Genomic DNA, 20815 nt, shown 5'->3' with positions numbered 1-20815 from the left:
CCGACGCCCCCATCATCACCACCGACGCACGCCACCGCGCCGACGCCAAGAGCGCCCTCATCACCCTCGTCGAACACGCCCTCATGGCCCGCCTGCGGTAGTCGTCCCCGGCCCGCCCGCCGGCCCGTCTCCGCGAAGGCCCCCCGTGTCCCTGCCGGCACGGGGGGCCTCGTCGTGTGCGCGCGACGGGTGCGGGGGCTTCGGCCAGCGCGCCCCGCCCGCGCGAACGGCAGGTGGAACCGGTCCCGCACGCCCCCGGACATGCGTCAGGCCCCGCACCCTGACGGAAGGGTGCGGGGCCTGACGGCATGAGCTGCGGGTCAGCCCTGCCAGCTGTGCGGGGCGCGGAAGCCCAGGGTGCGCTCCAGACGGCGCCAGCGGGCCTGGGAGCCGATGCGGTGCACCGGGCGGGCCTGCGGGGTGGCCGCGGCGCGGGCGAGCAGGATCGCGGTGATCGCGGCCAGCTCCTCGGGCTCGGCGTTGCCCTTCTCGACGCGCAGCAGGGTGTCGGCAGTCTTGCTCATGGGTGGCAGGTCTCCTTCGCTCGTTACTGCGGCGGGTTGCCGTGCTTGCGGGACGGCAGATCGGCGTGCTTGTTGCGGAGCATGGCGAGGGCGCTGATGAGCGTCTCGCGGGTCTCGGCGGGGTCGATGACGTCGTCGACGAGGCCGCGCTCGGCCGCGTAGTACGGGTGCATCAGCTCGGCCTTGTACTCCTTGACCATGCGCGAGCGCATGGCCTCCGGGTCCTCGGCCTCCGCGATCTGCTTGCGGAAGATGACGTTGGCCGCGCCCTCGGCGCCCATCACCGCGATCTCGTTCGTCGGCCAGGCGTAGGTGAGGTCCGCGCCGATGGACTGCGAGTCCATGACGATGTACGCGCCGCCGTACGCCTTGCGCAGGATCAGGCTGATCCGCGGGACGGTGGCGTTGCAGTAGGCGTACAGCAGCTTGGCGCCGTGGCGGATGATGCCGCCGTGTTCCTGGTCGACGCCCGGGAGGAAGCCGGGGACGTCCAGCAGCGTGATGATCGGGATGTTGAAGGCGTCGCACATCTGGACGAAGCGCGCGGCCTTCTCCGAGGCCTCGATGTCGAGGACGCCGGCGAGGGTCTGCGGCTGGTTGGCGACGATGCCGACGACCTGGCCGTCGAGGCGGGCCAGGGCGCAGATGATGTTGCGGGCCCAGCGCTCGTGGATCTCCAGGACGTCGCCGTCGTCGACGAGTTCCTCGATGACCTTGTGCATGTCGTACGGCCGGTTGCCGTCCGCGGGGACCAGGTCGAGCAGGACGTCCGAGCGCCGGTCGGCGGGGTCGGAGGTCTCGTGGACCGGCGGGTTCTCCCGGTTGTTGGACGGCAGCATCGAGATGAGGTAGCGCACCTCGGCGATGCAGGTCTCCTCGTCGTCGTACGCGAAGTGCGCGACGCCGGAGGTCTCGGCGTGCACGTCGGCGCCGCCGAGGCCGTTCTGGGTGATCTCCTCACCGGTGACGGCGCGGACGACGTCGGGGCCGGTGATGAACATCTGCGAGGTGTCGCGGACCATGAAGACGAAGTCCGTCAGGGCCGGCGAGTACGCGGCGCCGCCGGCGCAGGGGCCCAGCATCACGGAGATCTGCGGGATGACGCCCGAGGCCTTGGTGTTGCGCTGGAAGATGCCGCCGTACCCGGCGAGGGCGGAGACGCCCTCCTGGATGCGGGCGCCGGCGCCGTCGTTGAGGGAGACCAGCGGGGCACCGGCCGCGATGGCCATGTCCATGATCTTGTGGATCTTGGTGGCGTGGGCCTCGCCCAGCGCGCCGCCGAAGATGCGGAAGTCGTGCGCGTAGACGAAGACGGTGCGGCCTTCGACCGTGCCCCAGCCGGTGATGACACCGTCGGTGTACGGCTTCTTGGCCTCGAGGCCGAAACCGCTCGCGCGGTGGCGGCGCAGCTGCTCGACCTCCTTGAAGGAACCCTCGTCGAGGAGCAGGGCGATGCGCTCGCGCGCAGTCAGCTTGCCCTTCGCGTGCTGGGCCTCGGTCGCCCGGTCACTCGGTCCACGCCGCGCCTGCTCGCGCAGGGAGTGCAGCTCGGCCACGCGGCCGCGGGCGTCCGTCGGCTCGCTCGGGGTCTGGTCCACTACGGTCATGTACCGACCTTACGAAGCGGTCCATGAAAAACCTCCGTTGGTTCCACACAGTCTCGGCCGTGTTCCGCTGTCCGGCCCGCACAGAACCGCGAAGTCATGCGCGGAGTTCACCAGGCAAGACCATCTTCCGTTGTGGTTATCCCACAAAACGAGCCGACATCCCGTCCGGTTGTTGAAATTTAAACGGAACGGGTCTACGGTGAATGTCGTTGAAGGTTCAACGAACTCGCACCGAGCATCGGATCCCCCAGGAGGAAGCCATGGGTCTGTTCACCCGCCGCACCCAGGACCGCACCGCCGTCGCCGCCACCCCCGCCGTGGACCCGGCCCTGGCCGCCCTCACCGGCGACTACGCCATCGACCCCGCCCACAGCAGCATCGGCTTCACCGTCCGCCACGCGATGGTGACCAACGTCCGCGGCAGCTTCGGCGACTACACGGGCTCGCTCCACCTGGACGGCAGCGACCCCTCCCGCTCCACCGCCTCCATCGACGTGAAGATCGCCTCCGTGGACACCGGCATCGCCGACCGCGACGCCCACCTGCGCGGCGAGGACTTCTTCTCGGCCGAGGACTTCCCGGTGATGAGCTTCCGCTCCACCGAGGCGGCCCGGGTCGGCGGGAACACGTACCGCATCACCGGCGACCTGACGATCAAGGACGTCACCCGCCCGCTCACCATCGACCTGGAGTTCAACGGCTCGGCCACCGACGTGTACGGCAGCGAGCGCGTCGGCTTCGAGGGCTCCTCCGAGATCCTGCGCTCCGAGTGGGGCCTGACCTGGAACGCGGCGCTGGAAGCCGGCGGCGTCATGGTCAGCGACAAGGTGAAGCTGACGTTCGACATCTCGGCCGTCAAGCAGGGCTGACCCGGTCGCGCACGGCACCGCCCCGGGGGCGGCAGCTAGAAGCCGCCCCCGCCGTCGAAGCCGCCTCCGCCGCCGAAGTCACCGCCCCCGAAGCCCCCGCCGCCGAAGTCGGAGGCGTCGAAGTCGGCCCCGGAGAAGTCCCCGCCGTCGAAGCCGCCGCCCAGGTCGGAGGCGTAGGCCGGGCCGGGGGCCATCATGGAGCCGAGCACAGTGCCGACCAGCAGACCGGGCAGGATGCCGCCGCCGAAGTACCCGCCGGCCCACGGGCCGTAGGCGGGTCCGGCGTCGTAATACGGGCGCGGCCCCCGGTCCGTGTCCACCGTGCGGACCATCGGATCCCTGCCCTCGCGCAGCCGGACGGCGTCCGCCGCGCAGACCGGCACCGTCCGCACCGCCCCGCCGGCCGGGGCCCAGTCGGCGTCCTCGGTGCTCGGCCCGTGCCGCGGGTCGAAGAAGCACGGTGCCCGCCGCTCGGGCAGCGGCCTGCCCTGGCGCCGCGCGTCGAGGCGGGCGAGCGCGAAGCGGCCGTCCTCCAGGGCCTGCGTGACCCCGCGGACCTCGTCCGGCCGGGTCACCGCGGCCATGATGTCCTTGGCCCTCTCGTACGAGTCGAGGGCCTGTCCGTAGTCCGCGCGCATGGCGTCGTCGGCGCCGCGCTCGCCGGGGTGGAAGTCCAGCCGGTCGAGCTCCTCGCCGAAGGCGGTGATGTCCTCGTCGACGACCACGCGCAGCTTCTCCAGGGCCGCGCGCTCCTCTTCCTCCCGCCTCCTGCGGCCCCGGCGGACCAGGGCGTAGGCCCCGCCGCCGCCCACGACCGCGAGCGCGGCGAGGGTCACCAGCCCGCCCACCGGGACGGACCCGCCGCCGGCGGAGGACCCGCCGCTCCAGGAGGCCGGGGCGTGGCCCTTGACCTGGACGAGCGCCTGGTCCACGAAGTTGTTCAGCTGCGTGGCGGCGTCCACCGGGCCGCCCGCCTTCACCGCGTCGCTGAGGTTGCGGACGGCGTTGACCGGCATGACCGCCCGGTCGGCGCCGGCGTCGAAGCCCTCGCCGAGCCGGATCGCGTACAGCCCGGCGATGCCCGTCTGCGCCCTGACCGTGCGCAGCAGGCCGGCGGGCGGGAACTCCTGCGTGGCCGGCAGCACCGCGACGAAGACCGGCTTCCCCGCGTCCTTGATCTTCTTGGCGAGCGCGTCGGCCTGCTCCTGGGAGAGCTGCGCCCCGGCGCGCGGGTCGACGTAGACGGGGCCCTTCCTCAGGGCCTCGGCCACGTCGGCCGGCCCGGTCGCCGCGAAGGCCTGCGGCGCTGCCGCGACGAAGACCGCGCACAGCGCCAGCAGCACCGCGGACAGTACGGATATCAGCCTGGTCCTCATACTCCCGACGCTACCGGAACCGTCCCTTTCCCGTGTGAGACGGACATAAGGTGCTCCCGGGGCCAGTGGGGACGACGGGGCTAGGGGGACCTCAGGCCCGGGGTCGCGCGGCTCGGGCGGTCACTCGGCCGGTTCGACGCCCGCGTGCAGGAGGCCGTAGGTGATGGCGTCCTCCAGGGCCTGCCAGGAGGCCGCGATCACGTTCGGGGCGACCCCCACCGTGGACCACTCGCGGGTGCCGTCCGTGGTGGAGATCAGGACCCGGGTCGTGGACTCGGTGCCGTGCTTGCCCTCCAGGATGCGGACCTTGTAGTCGATCAGCTCGAACTTCTCCAGCTGCGGGTAGAATCGCTCCAGGGCCACCCGCAGCGCCCGGTCCAGCGCGTTGACCGGGCCGTTGCCCTCCGCCGTGGCGACGATCCGCTCGCCCTTCGCCCACAGCTTGACCGTGGCCTCGTTGGCGTGGGTGCCGTCCGGCCGGTCCTCGACGATCGCGCGCCAGGACTCGGTGCGGAAGTACTTGCGGGCGCGGCCCTCGACCTCGGCGCGCAGCAGCAGCTCGAAGGAGGCGTCGGCGGCCTCGTAGGTGTACCCGGAGAGCTCGCGCTCCTTGACCCGCTCCACCACGCGGGCGACCAGCGCGCGGTCCCCGCCGAGGTCGACGCCGAGCTCCTTGCCCTTGAGCTCGATGGAGGCCCGGCCGGCCATGTCGGAGACGAGCATCCGCATGGTGTTGCCGACGCGCTCGGGGTCGATGTGCTGGTACAGGTCCGGGTCGACCTTGATGGCGGAGGCGTGCAGGCCCGCCTTGTGCGCGAAGGCGGAGACGCCGACGTAGGGCTGGTGGGTGGAGGGGGTGAGGTTCACGACCTCGGCGATGGCGTGCGAGATGCGGGTCATCTCGGCGAGCGCCCCCTCGGGCAGGACCCGGCGCCCGTACTTGATCTCCAGCGCGGCGACCACCGGGAAGAGGTTGGCGTTGCCGACTCGCTCGCCGTAGCCGTTGGCGGTGCACTGGACGTGGGTGGCGCCGGCGTCGACGGCGGCCAGGGTGTTGGCGACGGCGCAGCCGGTGTCGTCCTGGGCGTGGATGCCGAGGCGGGCCCCGGTGTCGGCGAGGACGGTGGAGACGACCGCGGTGATCTGCGCGGGCAGCATGCCGCCGTTGGTGTCACAGAGGATCACCACGTCGGCGCCGGCCTCGTGGGCGGTGCGCACGACGGACTTGGCGTACTCGGCGTTGGCCCGGTAGCCGTCGAAGAAGTGCTCGCAGTCGACGAAGACGCGGCGGCCCTGGGCGAACAGGTAGGAGACGGTGTCGCTGACCATGGCGAGGTTCTCGTCCAGGGTGGTGCGCAGGGCGAGTTCGACGTGGCGGTCGTGCGACTTGGCGACGAGGGTGATCACCGGGGCTCCGGACTCCAGCAGGGCCCGCACCTGCGGGTCCTCGGCGGCCGAGCCGCCGGCGCGCCGGGTCGCGCCGAAGGCGACGAGCTGGGCGTGCTTGAAGTCGATCTCGGTGCGGGCCCGGGCGAAGAACTCGGTGTCGCGGGGGTTGGCGCCGGGCCAGCCGCCCTCGATGAAGCCCACTCCGAACTCGTCCAGGTGCCGGGCGATCGTCAGCTTGTCCGCGACGGTGAGGTTGATGCCCTCACGCTGGGCGCCGTCGCGCAGGGTGGTGTCGAAGACGTGGAAGCCGTCGCCGGGTCCCTGCGCGGGCGCTGTCGCCTCGGTCGTCGTCATGCTGTCTGACTCCTGTCGGATGAGTGGTTCCGGATGCCCGGGCCCCACTGCCCCCATCATGCGCGCGCACCGCCGTCCCGGCAGGAATGGGGGCCGGTAAACGAAAAGACCCCTCGCGGGTGCGAGAGGTCTGCGCGCGGGTCTGGGGCACGGTGGCCGCCGCCGCGGAGGTCGTCCACGGTTCAGCGGTCACTGCGGACCGGCGCGCTGCTGCCGATAATCATGAGCTGAGCAAGCACGTCCGCAGTGTGTCACAGGGGGCCTCCGCCCGGCCGGGCCGTCTCACGATACGAGAGACTGGTCCAGGAATTCCGAGACGTGGGCCAGGATGTCCGCCCGCCCGATCCCGGGCAGGCCGACGGCGACCTGGATGCTGAACCCGTCGAGCAGGGCCCGCAGCCGGGCCGCGTACCGGTCGGGGTCCACCGGGCGGAACTCGCCGCGCGAGACGCCCTCGGCGAGGAGGGCCACCAGGTCGCGGTGCCAGGCCCCCTCGATGGCGGCCTGCCGGTCGCGTTCGGCCGGGCCGGCGTTCTGCGAGCGGTTCCAGACCTCCAGCCACAGCGTCCAGTGCGGGTCACGGGCCTCGTCGGGGACGTAGAGGTCCACGTACGCCTGCAGCCGCTCGCGGGCCGTGCCGCGGCGGCCGAGCAGCGACCGCCGCTCGGCGCCCAGGGCCGCCTCGCTCCACTCCAGCGTCTGCAGCAGGAGCTCGTCCTTGCTGCCGAAGTAATAGAGGAGGTGGCCGCTGCTCATGCCGACCTGGCGGCCGAGGCCGGCCATGGTCAGCCCGTCCAGGCCGCGCTCGGCGATCGTGGCCATGGCGGCGGCGAGGACCTCCTCGCGCGGCGGCGCGTTCTTCCGTGCCGCGCGTACTCCACCGGCCGCCATGGTCCACTCCTCGTCGATCGGCCTCGGCTCACACCTTCGGCTGCTGCTGGGTGATGCAGTGGATACCGCCACCCCCGGCGAAAATCGTACGTGCGTCAACGAGGGTCACGGTCCGCTCCGGGAACAGAGCGCGGAAGATCTCCGCGGCCTCCTCGTCGCGCGGGTCGTCGAACGCGCACAGCACCACGCCGCCGTTGCAGAGGTAGTGGTTGATGTACGAGTAGTCCACCCACTCGCCGTCCTCCTCCAGCACGGTCGGCGCCGGGATCTCCACGACCTCCAGCCGGCGGCCCTGCGCGTCGGTGGCGGCGCGCAGGAGGGCGGCGATGGTCTTGCAGCGCTCGTGGTCCGGGTGGGCCGGGTCGGGCTGGGTGTGGACCATGACCACGCCGGGCCGGGCGAAGGCGGCCACGATGTCGACGTGGCCCTGGGTGCCGTAGGTGCCGTAGTCGCCGGCCAGGCCGTACGGGAGCCAGATCGCCTTGGTGGTGCCGAGGTGGGCGTGGATCTCGGCCTCGACCTGCTCGCGGGTCCAGCCGGGGTTGCGGCCCTGGCCGAGCTGCACGGTGTCGGTGAGGAGCACGGTGCCCTCGCCGTCGACGTGGATGGCGCCGCCCTCGTTGACCAGGGAGGTGCTGTACGTACGGGTGCCGGCCAGGTCCGAGACGTGGCGGGCGATCTTGGAGTCGTGCTCCCAGCTGGCCCACTCCTGGGCGCCCCAGCCGTTGAAGGTCCAGTCGACGGCCGCCAGGCCGCCCCGGCCGTCGGTGACGAAGGTCGGGCCGATGTCGCGCATCCAGGCGTCGTCGAGCTCGCGCTCGACGACGGTGAGCTCGTGTCCGGCGCCGGCCCCGGCGATGGCGCGGGCGCCGTCGGCGTCGCCCGGGGAGACCACGAGGGTCAGGGGCTCGTACGCGCGCACGGCGCGGGCGACGGCGCCCCAGGCCTCGCGGGCCTCGGCGAGCTCCTGCTCGTCGGTGAAGGTCGCATTGGGGCTGGGCCAGGCCATCCAGGTCCGCTCGTGGGGCGTCCACTCGGCGGGCATCCGGAATCCGTCGGCAACGGGCTTGGTCATGGGAGGGTCCTTAAAGGCTGGGCCGGCCGGGAAGTCGTGCCGGTCGGAGGCTGGGCCGGTTCAGAGGCAGTGCCGGATCAGAGGAAGTACAGGCGGTTGAGGGAGACCGATTCGGCCGCTTCGGAGCGCAGCGGGTCCCCGTCGAGGGTGACCAGGCCGCTGCGCGCGTCCACGTCGACCGCGCCCACCCGGGAGTTGAGCAGGAGGTCCGCGGGGCCGATGCCACGGGTGCCGCGGACGGCGACGCGGCGGCGCCTGGTCGGCATCGCGTCGCTGCCCAGGGCCGCTGCGGCGGCGGAGACGAAGGCGACGGAGATGTCGGCGGCGGTGGCCCCGTACGAGCCGAACTGGGGGCCGAGGACCAGCGGTTCGCAGGTGTCGGTGGCGGCGTTGGGGTCGCCGGTGACCCCGTACGCCGGGAAGCCGGACTTCAGGACGAGCTGCGGCTTGGCGCCGAAGAACTGCGGGCGCCACAGCACGATGTCGGCGAGCTTGCCGACCTCGATGGAGCCGATCTCGTGGGCCAGGCCGTGGGCGATGGCCGGGTTGATGGTCAGCTTGGCCATGTAGCGCAGCACGCGGGCGTTGTCGTCGCCCTCGCCGTCGCCCTCCAGCGGGCCGAGCTCGCCCTTCATCTTGGCGGCCATGGCGAAGGTGCGCCGGATGGTCTCCCCGGCCCGGCCCATGCCCTGGGCGTCGGAGGAGGTGATGCCGATCGCGCCGAGGTCGTGCAGGACGTCCTCCGCGCCCATGGTGCCGGCGCGGATGCGGTCGCGGGCCATGGCCGCATCGCCGGGCAGGTCCGGCTTGAGGTCGTGGACGGAGACGATCATGCCGTAGTGCTCGGCGACCGCGTCCCGGCCGAAGGGCAGGGTCGGGTTGGTGGAGGAGCCGATCACGTTCGGCACGCCCGCCATCTTCAGCACGTTCGGCACGTGCCCGCCGCCGCAGCCCTCGATGTGGAAGGCGTGGATGGTCCGGCCCTCCAGGACGCGCAGGGTGTCCTCGACGGAGAGGCACTCGTTCAGGCCGTCCGAGTGCAGGGCCACCTGCACGTCGTGCTCCTCAGCCACCCGCAGGGCGGTGTCCAGCGCGCGGGTGTGCGCGCCCATGTCCTCGTGGACCTTGAAGCCGGAGGCACCGCCCTCGGCCAGCGCCTCCACCAGCGGGGCCGAGTCGGAGGAGGAGCCGCGCGCGAGGAAGCCGATGTTGACGGGCCAGGCGTCGAAGGCGTTGAAGGCGTGCTTCAGGGCCCAGGGGGAGTTGACGCCGACGCCCCAGACGGGGCCGAACTCCTGGCCGATGATCGTGGTGACGCCCGCGGCGAGCGAGGCCTCCATGACGCGCGGGGAGAGCAGGTGGACGTGGGTGTCGACGGCGCCGGCGGTGGCGATGAGGCCCTCGCCGGAGACGATGGACGTGCCGGTGCCGACGACGACGTCGACGCCGTCGAGTGTGTCGGGGTTGCCCGCCCGGCCGATCGCGTGGATGCGGCCCTCGCGGATGCCGATGGACACCTTCTTGATGCCGAGGACGGCGTCGATGACCAGGACGTTGCTGATCACCACGTCGCAGGTCTCGCGGACCGCCGCGGCCTTCAGGTGCAGTCCGTCGCGGGCGGTCTTGCCGAACCCGGCCAGGAACTCGTCGCCGGGCTTCTGGGCGTCGTGCTCGACGCGGACGGTGAGCCCGGAGTCGCCGAGCCGGACGCGGTCGCCGGCGCGGGGGCCGAAGACGGCGGCGTACTCGTGCGGGTCGATGTGCCGGCTGCCCGGCGCGCAGTGGTCGCTGTGCTTGGTCTGCCTGCTCACGCCCGGTCTCCTTCCGTGCTGGTCGGGCTGGTCGGGCTGGTCTCGGTGCCGAGGTAGCCGCAAACCGCGGCGCGGCGCAGGGCCTCCTCCTTGGCCCCGGGGGCGTCGAGCGGGCCGTCGACCAGTCCGGCGAAGCCGATGGCGATGCGGTCGCCGCCGATGGGGACGAGGCCGACCTCGCCCTCGCCGTGCGGGTCGAAGCGCACCGAGGAGCCGGCCGGGACGCACAGGCGCATGCCGTAGGCCGCGGCCCGGTCGAAGTCGAGGCGGGGGTTCGCCTCGAAGAAGTGGAAGTGGGAGGTGACGCTCACCGGCACGGCGGCCGTGTTGCGCACCCGCAGGGTCACGGCCGGCTCGGGCTGGGGGGCGCCGGGGCCGGGCACGACCGCGCCGGGGGCGTCCTCGCCCAGCGGGACGGCGCCGCGGATCGGGGCCGAGACCACCGCGAGCCGGGAGCCGTCGTCGAAGACGGCCTCCACGTGCACCTCGGTGACCACGTCCGCCACGCCGGGCAGGACGTCGTCGGGGCCCAGCACGCTGCGGGCCTCCTCGATCGCCTCGGCCAGGCGCTTGCCGTCGCGTGCCGCCTCGCAGACCGTGTCCGCGATCAGCGCCGTGGCCTCGGGGACGTTGAGCCGCAGCCCGCGGGCCCGCCGGGCCCGGGCCAGTTCCGCGGCGCTGCGCAGCAGCAGCCGGTCGCGCTCCGTTGGGGTCAGCCGCACGCCGATCCACCACCTCTTGAGTCGATGGGTTAGAGCATCACTCTAACTCTTCATTTCTCGGCAATGAAGCATTGACCTCGCACCAGGGCTTAGGTCACATTGAGTGTCGCTCAAACAAAAACGGAACTACATCTTCCGCCTGCCAAGGGAGCCCCCTATGCCCATCGAACAGCGCGGAGTCGACACGATCCCGGAGGACGAGCGGACGAGCAGCCCCAAGGACCTGCTGTCGATCCTGCTCGGCTCCAACCTCTGTCTCGGCGTGATCGTGTTCGGCTGGCTGCCCCCGTCCTTCGGCCTCGGCCTGTGGCCCTCGGTGACCGCCGTCCTGGCCGGGACCCTCGTCGGCATCGCCTTCACCGCGCCGCTGGCACTGGTCTCCCTGCGCACCGCCACCAACCTGTCGACCTCCAGCGGCGCCCAGTTCGGCGTACGCGGCCGGCTCGTGGGCTCGGTGGTGGGCCTGCTGCTCGCCCTCGGGTACACCGCGCTCACGCTGTGGATCGGCGGCGACGTGATGGTCGGCACCCTCGCCCGGCTCGTCGGACTGCCGGACACCGGCCTGACCCACGCCGTGATGTACGGCGTGCTGGCCGCGTTCACCGTGATCGGGGCCGTGTTCGGCTACCGGCTGCTGCTGCGGATGAGCAAGGCGCTCTCCCTCGGCATGGTGGTCCTGCTGGGCATCGGCGTCTACGCCTACGCCCCCGGCTTCACCACCGCCGCCCCGCCGGACACCTCGTACCTGCTCGGCTCCTTCTGGCCGACCTGGATCCTCGCCGCCGTCGCCGCCGGGCTCAGCGGGCCCGTCGCCTTCATCACCCTGCTCGGCGACTACACGCGCTACGTCTCCCCCCGCCGCCACAGCCCCCGCAAGGTCTACTGGGCCACCTGTCTCGGCCTGCTGGCCGGCCTGCTGGTCCCGCAGCTCTTCGGCACCTACACCGCCCTCGCCGCGCGGGCCGGCGCCGACTACGCCGGGCCGCTCGTGCAGGCCTCGCCCTTCTGGTACCTCCTCCCGCTGCTGGTCGCCGCCGCGGCCGGCTCGGTGGGCAACGCCGGCCTGATGCTCTACTCCATGGGCCTCGACCTGGACGCCATCGTGCCGAAGGCCACCCGTACGAAGGCCACCGTCATCGCCGCGGCCGTCGCCACCGCCTTCGTCTTCTTCGGCTCCTTCGAGTGGGACGTGCAGTCGGCGATGACCTCCTTCGTCCTGCTGCTGACCGCCATCGGCACGCCCTGGGCCGTGATCACCCTGATCGGCTACGTGCGCTGCCGCGGCGAGTACGACGCCGATGCGCTCCAGGTGTTCAACCGTCGGGCCCGCGGCGGCGTCTACTGGTACAGCGGCGGGTGGAACCTGCGCGCCACCGCCTCCTGGGCGGCCGGTGCGGCGGTCGGCCTCGCCGCGGTGTCGACCCCGCTGTACGAGGGCCCGCTGCTGGCCCTCACCGGCGGAGTGGACTGCAGCTTCATCCTGTCGGGGCTGGTCGGCGGTGCCGTGTACGCGGCGCTGACGGTGCGGTCGCAGGCGCCCTCCGCCGAAGCGGTGGCCGCCGAGCCGGCGGAGCGGACAACGGTGGCGGTCGGACAGTAGGCCGCAAGGAACGGCACGGGGAGACGTCGTGGAAGAGCTCGCAGAAGTGGCGGCGAAGATCGTCAAGGGGGTCGCGGGCCTGGCCTCCATGGTGGGCGACGGCCTGTCGGCCGTGAGCGGCCCGGACGGCCCCGCCCAGGGGCGTCAGAAGGAGGACGACGAGGCGGGCGGGGAGCGCTGACCACGCTCCCGTCCCCCGCCCGCAACGGCCGAAGGCCCCCGCGCTGCTGCGCGGGGGCCTTCGGGTGTTGCGTGGGGGGTGCGCCCTAGCCGAGCGGGTGCATCCAGCCGTGGGTGTCGGCGCGGTGGCCGGTCTGGAGGTCCAGCAGCGCCTTGCGCAGCTTCATGGTGACCTCGCCGGGCTCGCCGTTGCCCTGGGTCCAGTTCGCGCGCTCGGACTTGACCGAGCCGACCGGGGTGATGACGGCGGCCGTGCCGCAGGCGAACACCTCGGTCAGGGTGCCGTTCTCGTTGTCGCGCTTCCAGTCCTCGGTGGAGATGCGCCCCTCCTCGGCGGTGTAGCCGAGGTCGCGGGCGATGGTGAGGAGCGAGTCGCGGGTGATGCCGGGCAGCAGCGATCCGGTCAGCTCCGGGGTGACGATGCGGTCGCCGTACACGAAGTACAGGTTCATCCCGCCCATCTCCTCGATCCAGCGGTGCTCGACGGCGTCGAGCCAGACCACCTGGTCGCAGCCGTGCTCGGCGGCCTGCGCCTGGGCGACGAGCGAGGCCGCGTAGTTGCCGCCGGTCTTGGCGGCGCCCGTGCCGCCCTTGACGGCGCGGACGTACTCCTCGGAGAGCCAGACGGAGACCGGCTTGACGCCGCCGGGGAAGTACGCGCCGGCCGGCGAGGCGATGACCATGAAGAGGAACTCGTTGGCCGGGCGGACGCCGAGGCCGACCTCGGAGGCGAACATGAACGGCCGCAGGTAGAGCGAGGCCTCGCCGGAGGACGGCACCCAGGCGCTGTCCTGCTTGATGAGCGCGTCGCAGGCCTCGATGAACAGCTCGGTCGGCAGCTCCGGCATCGCCATGCGACGGGCGGAGGCCTGGAAGCGCTCGGCGTTGGCCTGCGGACGGAAGGTGGCGACGGTGCCGTCGGGCTGGCGGTAGGCCTTGAGCCCCTCGAAGATCGTCTGCGCGTAGTGCAGGGTCATGTTCGCCGGGTCGATCGACAGCGGCGCGTACGGGACCAGCTCGGCGTCGTGCCAGCCCCGTCCCTCGGTCCACTTGATCGTGACCATGTGGTCGGTGAAGTGGCGGCCGAAGCCGGGGCTGGCCAGGATCGCCTCGCGCTCCGCATCGGACAGCGGGTTCGAGGAGGGCTTGAGCTCGATCGTGGGCATCGTCATGAGTGCTTGTCCTTCACCGGTTGTGTATGACGGACCGCGCTCACGGCGTACCAGGACGTCCGAGCTTCCCCGCATTCCGCGGTCTCGCGTTCGATTATCGCCCGCGCGATCGCTTCGGTGAAGCGGGGAGTTTGCGGCCCAGGGGAGATGGTGGCACCCGGGGCCGCACAGGAAAAGCCGCCGGGTGCGGTGATCGCGCGACCCGGCGGCTTCCTGGGGTGGAGCTGCCGGGTCAGCCGGCTACTCGTGCGGCGAGCGCGTCGCCGATCTGATCGGTGGTGCGGAAGGTGCCGTCGCGCTCCGCGAGGTCGGCCGAGACGGCGTCCTCGATGCGGGCGGCCCGGTCCTCGTGGCCGAGGTGGCGCAGGAGCAGGGCGACCGAGAGGATCGTGGCGGTCGGGTCGGCCTTGCCGGTGCCGGCGATGTCCGGGGCCGAGCCGTGGACGGGCTCGAACATGGACGGGAAGGCGCCGGTGGGGTTGATGTTCCCGGAGGCGGCCAGGCCGATCCCGCCGGTCACGGCGGCGGCGAGGTCCGTGAGGATGTCGCCGAAGAGGTTGTCGGTGACGATGACGTCGAAGCGCTCGGGCTGCGTGACGAAGAAGATCGTCGCGGCGTCGACGTGCAGGTAGTCGGTGGTGACCTCGGGGTACTCCCGGCCGACCTTGTCGAAGATGTTCTTCCACATGTGGCCCGCGTAGACGAGGACGTTGTTCTTGTGGACCAGCGTCAGCTTCTTGCGCGGGCGGGCGTTGGCGCGCTCGTACGCGTCCCGCACGACGCGCTCGACGCCGTATGCCGTGTTGATGCTGACCTCGGTGGCCACCTCGGCCGGGGTGCCGGTGCGCAGGGAGCCGCCGTTGCCGGTGTACGGGCCCTCGGTGCCCTCGCGGACCACCACGAAATCGATCTCCGGGCGGCCGGCCAGCGGGGTGGCCGTGTTGGGGAAGAGCTTCGAGGGGCGCAGATTGATGAAGTGGTCGAAGGCGAAGCGGAGCTTCAGCAGCAGGCCGCGCTCCAGCACGCCGGACGGGACCGAGGGGTCGCCGATGGCGCCGAGCAGGATCGCGTCGTGCTGCTTGAGGGACTCGAGCTCGGCGTCCGGGAGGGTCTCGCCGGTGCGGTGCCAGCGCCGGGCGCCGAGGTCGTACTCCTTGGTCTCCAGCTTCACATCCTGGGGCAGGACCGCGGTAAGGACCTTGAGGCCCTGAGCCACGACTTCCTGGCCGATGCCATCACCGGGGATCACTGCGAGATTGATGCTGGTCGACATGTCGGAACCGTACTCCGTGTCCCAGCCCGTAGACATATGACGTCCACCATGTGGACCAATGCTGCGGGCTGGGCTGGTGCGGGAGGGGGCGGGAGGGCGGCGGGAGAGGGTTCGGCGGCGGCTCAGTGGCCGGTCGCGCCGCCGTTGTCGCGGCGGTCCAGGGCGCGCTGCAGCGCGGCGGCAGCGTTCTTGCGGTCGGCCTCGCCGGCGGAGGAGCGGCGGACGCGGCGCGGTGCGGCGGGGGAGGTCTTGGTCATGGTGATCGACTCCTTGAGATCACGGCGTGGCGGGGCCACGGATGAGGGGTTCCTTCAAGGCGCCGGAAGGGGCGGGAGCGCTGCGCCGCAGGGGTTGCCTGCGCGGGGCGCGCGTCATCGGCCGCCATTCGCCGGATCAGCGAGACGTTCGGCTCCTACAAAGCTAGGACAGGTCCCGCTGTATGTCTCCGCAATTACTCGGACTTCCTACTATCTGAGACGCGCCGCCCGCCCGGGAGCCCGCGGCGCGACTCCGCTATCGGGCCTGCTCGGAGCGGAGTTCCCTGATCAGGGCCCGTACGGCGAGGGTGGCGGCGGATTCCGGGGTGGTGACGTATCCCACCTGCCTCACCGGCCCCGCAGGGCCCAAATCGGTGATGTCGACCGCGTCGCCGGCCTCGCGCAGCGACAGCTCCGGCATGATCGCCATGCCCAGGCCCCGCCCGACCATCGTCAGGACCATCCCGTCGTCCTCCGCCTTGACGGTGGCGCACGGGATCCAGTCCTGGGCCCGCCACCAGGCGCGGGTGTACGAGCCGCAGTTCTCGTCCCAGTCCAGCAGCGGCAGCGACTTCGGGTCGGGGTGCCCGGCCGGGTGGACCAGGGCGTACGACTCCCGTGCGAGGACCCCGGTCAGCACGCCCGGCGGCAGGCCCGTGCCGTCCGCGTTCAGGGTGGCGATGCCGAGGTCGGCCCGGCCGGCGGCCACCTCTCCTGCGGCGCCGGCGCCCAACTCGCGCACCACCCGCACCTCCGGGCGGATGCCCGGGTGCCGGGCGGTGAGCCGCTCCAGGGCGGGCGGCAGCAGGTGCAGGGCCGCACTGCGGAACGCCGCGATGCGCAGCACGCCCTCCGGGGCGTCCCGGCCGGCGGCGCGCGCCTCGGCGCCGAGGACCTCGTACAGCCTGAGGATCCGGCGGCCGAGGGCGACGGCCCGCTCCCCCGCCGGGGTGGGCGCGGCGCCGGAGCGGCCGCGCTCGAAGAGGACCGCGCCGAGCTTGGCCTCGCTGCCGCGCACCGAGTGCGAGACGGCGGACTGGGTCACGCCGAGGCGGGCGGCCGCGGCGGAGAAGCCGCCGGCCTCGGCGACGGCGACCAGGACCCGCAGTTCCTGCGGGGCGAGTTCGGTCGGTCCTGCGGCTGCCATCGGGGCGTTCACCTCGGTCTATGAGCGGTGTTCATGGGTCGGCGCGTTCCATGAGCCAAACCCCCTGCCCGGCCCCCGGATTCCTTCCTACCGTCTCGATCATGACCGAGAACACCGCTGTCGCCGTCCACCTGACCGCCCGCCCCGCCGGCTTCCCCGACCCCGCCGGCTTCGCCCTCGTCCGCACGCCCGTCCCCTCCCCCGCCCCCGGCACCGCCCTGGTGCAGAACCTGCTGCTCTCCGTGGACCCGTACCACCGCGGGCTGATGGACGGCGGCGAGGGCGGCTTCGCGCTCCACGCCCCGATGGAGGGCCGGGCCGTGGGCCGCGTCATCGCCTCCCGCGACCCGGGTCTGCAGGAGGGCGACCTGGTCTTCCACCGCGCGGGCTGGCGCACGCACGCGCTCGTCACCCTGGGCGCGGACGGCACCCGCAGGCTCCGCGGCCACGAAGGGGTCCCGCTGGAGGCGTACCTGAGCATCCTCGGCGGCACCGGCCTGACCGCGTACGCCGCCCTCACCCGGACCGCGCGCCTGCGCGCGGGCGAGGACCTGTTCGTCTCGGCCGCGGCCGGCGGCGTCGGCACGGCCACCGGCCACATCGCGCGGCTGCTGGGCGCCCGCCGGATCGTGGGCAGCGCCGGCTCGGCGGCGAAGGTCCGCCACCTGACGGAGGTGCTGGGCTTCGACGCGGCCTTCGACTACCACGACGGGCCGGTCGCCGAGCAGCTCGCGAAGGCCGCGCCCGACGGGATCGACGTGTACGTGGACAACGTGGGCGGGGACCACCTGGAGGGCGCGATCGAGGGGCTGCGGGAGTTCGGGCGGATCGCGTGGGTCGGCGGGATCTCGATGTACAACGGCGACCGCTCGCCGGCCGCGCCGCGCAACCTCTTCGAGGTCGTCCACAAGTCGCTCCGCCTGGAAGGGGTATTGGTCCGTCATCACACCAATCTCCAGGACGAGCTGGAGGACTTCCTGGTCCCCCACCTGCGCAGCGGGCGCGTGGGCACCGACACCACCGTTGTCCAGGGCATCGAGCACACCGTGGACGCCTTCCTGGGCATGCTGCGGGGGGAGAACCTGGGCAAGATGCTGGTCCGCCTGGACGCCTGATTCCGGCCACCCGGATGTTCACGGACTTCTTACTGCACGGGCGTAGACCTTTGGCCCGGTGCCCGTCACGCTGTCCGCCGATGTGCCGCAGGGGCACGGGAGTTGGAGGCGGGAAGCCAGTGACACCGATCAGCCGCAGGGGCTTCGTGGGAATCGGCGCCGGGCTGGTGGCCGGGGCGGCCCTGCCCGCGGCCGCGCCGGCCACGGCGGCAGCGGCCGCCGCGACCGGCACCCTCACCGACGTGAAACACGTGGTGATCCTGATGCAGGAGAACCGCAGCTTCGACCACTACTTCGGCAGGCTGAAGGGGGTCCGCGGCTTCGGCGACCGGGCCGCCGGCAACATCCCGGGCGGCTGGGGCACCTTCAACCAGCCCGACTGGGTCGGCCGCCGGTACCCGTGGAAGCTCAGCGCGACGCCTCCGGCGGGCGGCGCGGACGGCGCGACCCTCGCCCAGTGCAACGGCGACCTGCCGCACAGCTGGTCCTCGCAGCACGCCGCCTGGAACAACGGCCGGATGGACAACTGGGTCATGGGCGTCGGCAACCACCGCACCCTCGGCTACCTGGACCGCGGGGACATCCCCTTCCACTACGGCCTCGCCGACAACTACACCATCTGCGATGCCTACTTCTGCTCCACACTGAGCGCAACCGGCCCCAACCGGACGTTCCTGTGGAGCGGCACGGTCGACGCCTCCAGCAAGGACGGCGGCGACGAGTCCGGGCTGACCTGGGAGACGTACGCCGAGGCCCTCCAGCGCGCCGGCATGACGTGGAAGGTCTACCAGAACGCCCAGGACAACTACGGCGACAACGGCCTGGCCTACTTCCGCACGTTCACCGACGCCGCCCCCGGCGACCCGCTGTGGGACCGGGGCATGGCCTCGGTTCCGAAGGCCACGGGATCCACCCCGGACGACATCGCGGCCGCCATCCGCGCCGACGCCGTCGCCGGAACCCTGCCGCAGGTCTCCTGGGTGGTGGCCAACCAGGCCTTCTCCGAGCACCCGTACGCCCCGCCCGGCGACGGCGCGCACTTCGTGGACCTGGTCTACCGGGCGCTGGCCGCGAACCCGGAGGTCTTCGACTCCACCGTCCTGTTCCTCAACTACGACGAGAACGACGGCTTCTTCGACCACGTCCCGCCGCCGGTTGCCCCGCCGGGCACCCCCGGCGAGTACATCGACGGCGTGCCGATCGGACTCGGCTTCCGGGTGCCGATGCTGGTCATGTCCCCCTGGACGCGCGGCGGATGGGTCAGCTCGGAGGTCTTCGACCACACCTCGGTGCTCCGCTTCATGGAGACCTGGACCACGGCGCTGGGCACGCCCGCCCTGTGCCCGAACATCAGCGCCTGGCGCCGCAGGGTCGTGGGCGACCTGACGGGCGTCTTCGACTTCGCGCACCCCGTGTACGGGGTCCCCGCCGGGCTCCCGTCGACCGCCAAGGTCATCGGGCAGGCGACCTGCGGCCCGCTGCCCAACCCGGTGCCGCAGGACAACGCGCTTGCGGCCCAGGAGCCCGGGACGCGGCCCGCGCGGGCCCTGCCGTACCAGGTGAACGGCAACCTCGACCGCTTCGAGTTCGGCGCGGCCGGGAAGATCCTGGCCTGGTTCTCGATGACCAACCAGGGCCCGGAGGCCAAGCGGGCCGCGCACTTCTCGATCCACCCGCACCAGTACCGGGACACGGCAGCCTGGCAGTACACGGTCGACCCGGGCGGCACGGCGAGCGACTGGTTCAGCATCGGCCTCGGCAGCGGATCGGGGAAGTACGACATCTCGATGTACGGCCCGAACCGGTTCCTGCGGCGCTTCATCGGCGACGCCACCAAGGCGGGCAGGGCGATCGAGGTCGCCTCCCGCTACGCCGTGGAGGCGGGCACCGGCAAAACGGCGATCTGGTTCAGGATGACCAACAGCTCGGCCTCCGCCGTCACCTTCACGATCCGCTCCAACGCCTACCGCACGGACGGGCCGTGGACGTACACCGTCCCGGCAAACTCCTCCCGCGAGGACTGGTTCAACGCCGTCGCCTACACCAAGGGCTGGTACGACTTCACGGTCCTGGCCGACATCGACGGCACCTGGTCGCGCCGCTACACGGGCCACATCGAAACGGGCGCCCCCAGCACCAGCGGAAGCTAGGGCCCGGCTACAGCACGTCCCCGTCGCGCCAGTCGAACCACAGCCCCTCGGCGGGATCCGGCAGGGTCCCGCCGGGAGGCGCCCACACGTAGGCGGAGCCCTCCTCCTCGGGCAGCGCCACCGGCCCGGCCGGCGAGAGCGCCCCGATCCGCCCGCCCCACACGGTCCAGCCGCGGGCGGCGTACAGGCCGGCACCCGCCTCGGAGGCGGAGAGCGCGCCGAGCACGTACGCCCCGGCGACCACCTCCTCCAGGGCGGCCATCACCTGCCCGGCCAGCCCGCGGCCGCGCCGGTCCGCGCGGACGGCGACGGCTTCCACGTACCCGGTGCGCAGCGCCCGGCCGCGGTGCACGACGCGCCGCTGCACGACGCTGCCGTGCGCGAGGAGGCCGGACCCGTCCCGCACGAGGACGTGCATCCCGCCGAGGGCGTGCTCGAAGTCCTCCGCGCCGAAGTCCCCTTCGAAGGCGCCGACGAGGAGCCGCCGCACCTCGCCGAGCTCCGCGCCGCCGAGCGCACTGGTGTGCCGGACCACGATCTCCATCCGCCGACGGTATCAACGCCCCCGCAACCGCGCTTCGAGCCGCCGCAGCGCCCGCGCCTGCATGCCCGCGGCCCGCGGGTAGGCTCCGGCGTCCAGACCTGCGGCCGCCTCCCGGGCGAGCGCGTGCGCGGTGGTGCCGAGCCCGGCGAGGTAGGTGTCGATCGCGGCGCTGTCGTACGGGCGGCCCTGCGCGGCGTGCATCGCGCGCACCCGCGGCTCGCTGAGCGCATGGTCGTCGGCCACCTCCTCGGGGCTCGCGCCCGCCAGGCGCAGCAGCACGAGCGCGATGATGCCGGTGCGGTCGCGGCCCAGGCCGCAGTGGAAGGCCACCCCGCCGGGCGGCGCCTCGGCGACCGCGGTGGCGACGGCCGCGACGCGGTCGGGGAAGCGGTGCAGGAATGGCCGGAAATAGGCGGGTGTCGCGAAGCCCGGGGTGCCCCACCAGTGGTCTCAGAAGTCGCGGTGCTCGATGCCGTCGAGCGGGATGCGGACGGTGGTCAGGCCCGGCGGACGCGGGGCTCGGTCCGCCTGGACCTCGTCGTCGTTGCGCAGGTCGACGACGGTGCGGATGCCGTGGGCGGCCAGGCTGGTCCAGCCGCGGGCGGTGAGCCGGTCGAGGGCGTCGGCGCGGACCGCCGCGCCGGGCGCGATCCCGCCCGGGCCGCCCGGCTCGCGCACGTTGAAACAGCCTTCCCACTCCAGGAAACGACCGGTGCTCGTCACCGCCATTACCCCCCTGTTGACACAGAACGGACAACC

18 protein-coding genes and 2 pseudogenes are annotated in these 20815 nt (G+C 72.5%); 6 read left to right on the top strand and 14 right to left on the bottom strand.

Going from position 1 to position 20815, the window contains the following annotated elements:
- A pseudogene (locus tag AB0953_RS24685) lies at window positions 1-101 on the top strand (ATP-binding protein); the annotation flags it as partial.
- A 219-nt stretch (window positions 102-320) separates the two neighbouring features.
- Here the strand turns inward: AB0953_RS24685 and AB0953_RS24680 are convergent.
- Window positions 321-524: an acyl-CoA carboxylase subunit epsilon gene (locus AB0953_RS24680; protein WP_366861721.1), complete on the bottom strand. Its 204-nt coding sequence runs from the start codon at window positions 522-524 to the stop codon at window positions 321-323.
- Window positions 525-547: 23 nt separating this feature from the next.
- Complete coding sequence (locus AB0953_RS24675; protein WP_366861720.1) at window positions 548-2131, bottom strand: acyl-CoA carboxylase subunit beta; 1584 nt, start codon at window positions 2129-2131, stop codon at window positions 548-550.
- Window positions 2132-2391: 260 nt separating this feature from the next.
- Here AB0953_RS24675 and AB0953_RS24670 point away from each other — a divergent pair, with 260 nt between their 5' ends.
- Entirely contained in the window at window positions 2392-3000 is a 609-nt protein-coding gene (locus AB0953_RS24670; protein WP_366861719.1) for a YceI family protein, read from the top strand.
- Between the two features lie 35 nt (window positions 3001-3035).
- Here the strand turns inward: AB0953_RS24670 and AB0953_RS24665 are convergent, their stop codons facing one another.
- The 6 genes from AB0953_RS24665 to ureA form a co-directional block, all read right to left on the bottom strand.
- The gene (locus tag AB0953_RS24665; RefSeq protein ID WP_366861718.1) at window positions 3036-4376 is read right to left on the bottom strand and encodes a hypothetical protein; all 1341 of its coding nucleotides are present in this window, start codon (window positions 4374-4376) and stop codon (window positions 3036-3038) included.
- 120 nt (window positions 4377-4496) lie between these two features.
- The gene (gene cimA / locus AB0953_RS24660; RefSeq protein ID WP_366861717.1) at window positions 4497-6119 is read right to left on the bottom strand and encodes a citramalate synthase; all 1623 of its coding nucleotides are present in this window, start codon (window positions 6117-6119) and stop codon (window positions 4497-4499) included.
- A 282-nt stretch (window positions 6120-6401) separates the two neighbouring features.
- A complete protein-coding gene (locus AB0953_RS24655; RefSeq protein WP_366861716.1) occupies window positions 6402-7010 on the bottom strand; it encodes a TetR/AcrR family transcriptional regulator in 609 nt (202 codons plus the stop codon).
- Between the two features lie 28 nt (window positions 7011-7038).
- The gene (locus tag AB0953_RS24650) at window positions 7039-8085 is read right to left on the bottom strand and encodes an agmatine deiminase family protein (protein WP_366861715.1); all 1047 of its coding nucleotides are present in this window, start codon (window positions 8083-8085) and stop codon (window positions 7039-7041) included.
- A gap of 77 nt (window positions 8086-8162) precedes the next feature.
- Window positions 8163-9896, bottom strand: a complete 1734-nt coding sequence (locus AB0953_RS24645; RefSeq protein WP_366861714.1) for an urease subunit alpha — start codon at window positions 9894-9896, stop codon at window positions 8163-8165.
- A complete protein-coding gene (ureA, locus tag AB0953_RS24640) occupies window positions 9893-10618 on the bottom strand; it encodes an urease subunit gamma (RefSeq protein ID WP_366861713.1) in 726 nt (241 codons plus the stop codon). Before ureA ends, AB0953_RS24645 begins: the two co-directional genes overlap by 4 nt.
- Window positions 10619-10775: 157 nt before the next feature.
- Between ureA and AB0953_RS24635 the strand changes: the two genes are divergently transcribed.
- Both AB0953_RS24635 and AB0953_RS24630 read left to right on the top strand, forming a co-directional pair.
- On the top strand, window positions 10776-12218 hold the full coding sequence (locus AB0953_RS24635) for a cytosine permease (protein ID WP_366861712.1): 1443 nt from the start codon (window positions 10776-10778) through the stop codon (window positions 12216-12218).
- Window positions 12219-12246: 28 nt separating this feature from the next.
- The gene (locus AB0953_RS24630) at window positions 12247-12399 is read left to right on the top strand and encodes a hypothetical protein (RefSeq protein ID WP_366861711.1); all 153 of its coding nucleotides are present in this window, start codon (window positions 12247-12249) and stop codon (window positions 12397-12399) included.
- 85 nt (window positions 12400-12484) lie between these two features.
- On the opposite strand, the gene AB0953_RS24625 is transcribed toward AB0953_RS24630, so the two are convergent.
- From AB0953_RS24625 to AB0953_RS24610, 4 genes are all read right to left on the bottom strand, one after another.
- Window positions 12485-13570 carry a branched-chain amino acid aminotransferase gene (locus AB0953_RS24625; protein ID WP_366861710.1) on the bottom strand — a complete coding sequence of 362 codons (1086 nt, stop codon included), beginning with the start codon at window positions 13568-13570 and terminating at the stop codon, window positions 12485-12487.
- 232 nt (window positions 13571-13802) lie between these two features.
- Window positions 13803-14843, bottom strand: a complete 1041-nt coding sequence (locus tag AB0953_RS24620; protein WP_366861709.1) for a 3-isopropylmalate dehydrogenase — start codon at window positions 14841-14843, stop codon at window positions 13803-13805.
- A gap of 122 nt (window positions 14844-14965) precedes the next feature.
- Window positions 14966-15100: a hypothetical protein gene (locus AB0953_RS24615; protein ID WP_366861708.1), complete on the bottom strand. Its 135-nt coding sequence runs from the start codon at window positions 15098-15100 to the stop codon at window positions 14966-14968.
- A 256-nt stretch (window positions 15101-15356) separates the two neighbouring features.
- Complete coding sequence (locus AB0953_RS24610) at window positions 15357-16247, bottom strand: LysR family transcriptional regulator (protein ID WP_366861707.1); 891 nt, start codon at window positions 16245-16247, stop codon at window positions 15357-15359.
- Between the two features lie 101 nt (window positions 16248-16348).
- Between AB0953_RS24610 and AB0953_RS24605 the strand changes: the two genes are divergently transcribed.
- Window positions 16349-17362, top strand: coding sequence for an NADP-dependent oxidoreductase (locus tag AB0953_RS24605; protein ID WP_366861706.1), 1014 nt, complete (start codon window positions 16349-16351; stop codon window positions 17360-17362).
- Between the two features lie 119 nt (window positions 17363-17481).
- On the top strand, window positions 17482-19512 hold the full coding sequence (locus tag AB0953_RS24600; RefSeq protein ID WP_366861705.1) for a phosphocholine-specific phospholipase C: 2031 nt from the start codon (window positions 17482-17484) through the stop codon (window positions 19510-19512).
- A 7-nt stretch (window positions 19513-19519) separates the two neighbouring features.
- Here AB0953_RS24600 and AB0953_RS24595 read toward each other — a convergent pair whose 3' ends face one another.
- Together AB0953_RS24595 and AB0953_RS24590 are read right to left on the bottom strand one after the other, a co-directional pair.
- Window positions 19520-20056 carry a GNAT family N-acetyltransferase gene (locus AB0953_RS24595; RefSeq protein ID WP_366861704.1) on the bottom strand — a complete coding sequence of 179 codons (537 nt, stop codon included), beginning with the start codon at window positions 20054-20056 and terminating at the stop codon, window positions 19520-19522.
- A 12-nt stretch (window positions 20057-20068) separates the two neighbouring features.
- A pseudogene (locus AB0953_RS24590) lies at window positions 20069-20779 on the bottom strand (tyrosine-protein phosphatase).
- Window positions 20780-20815 lie beyond the last annotated feature (36 nt).

Source organism: Streptomyces sp. NPDC046866, from assembly GCF_040704625.1.
Classification (GTDB): Bacteria; Actinomycetota; Actinomycetes; order Streptomycetales; family Streptomycetaceae; genus Streptomyces.
The sequence above is the reverse complement of the archived record's forward strand: the minus strand, read 5'-3'. Positions and strand labels throughout refer to the sequence as shown.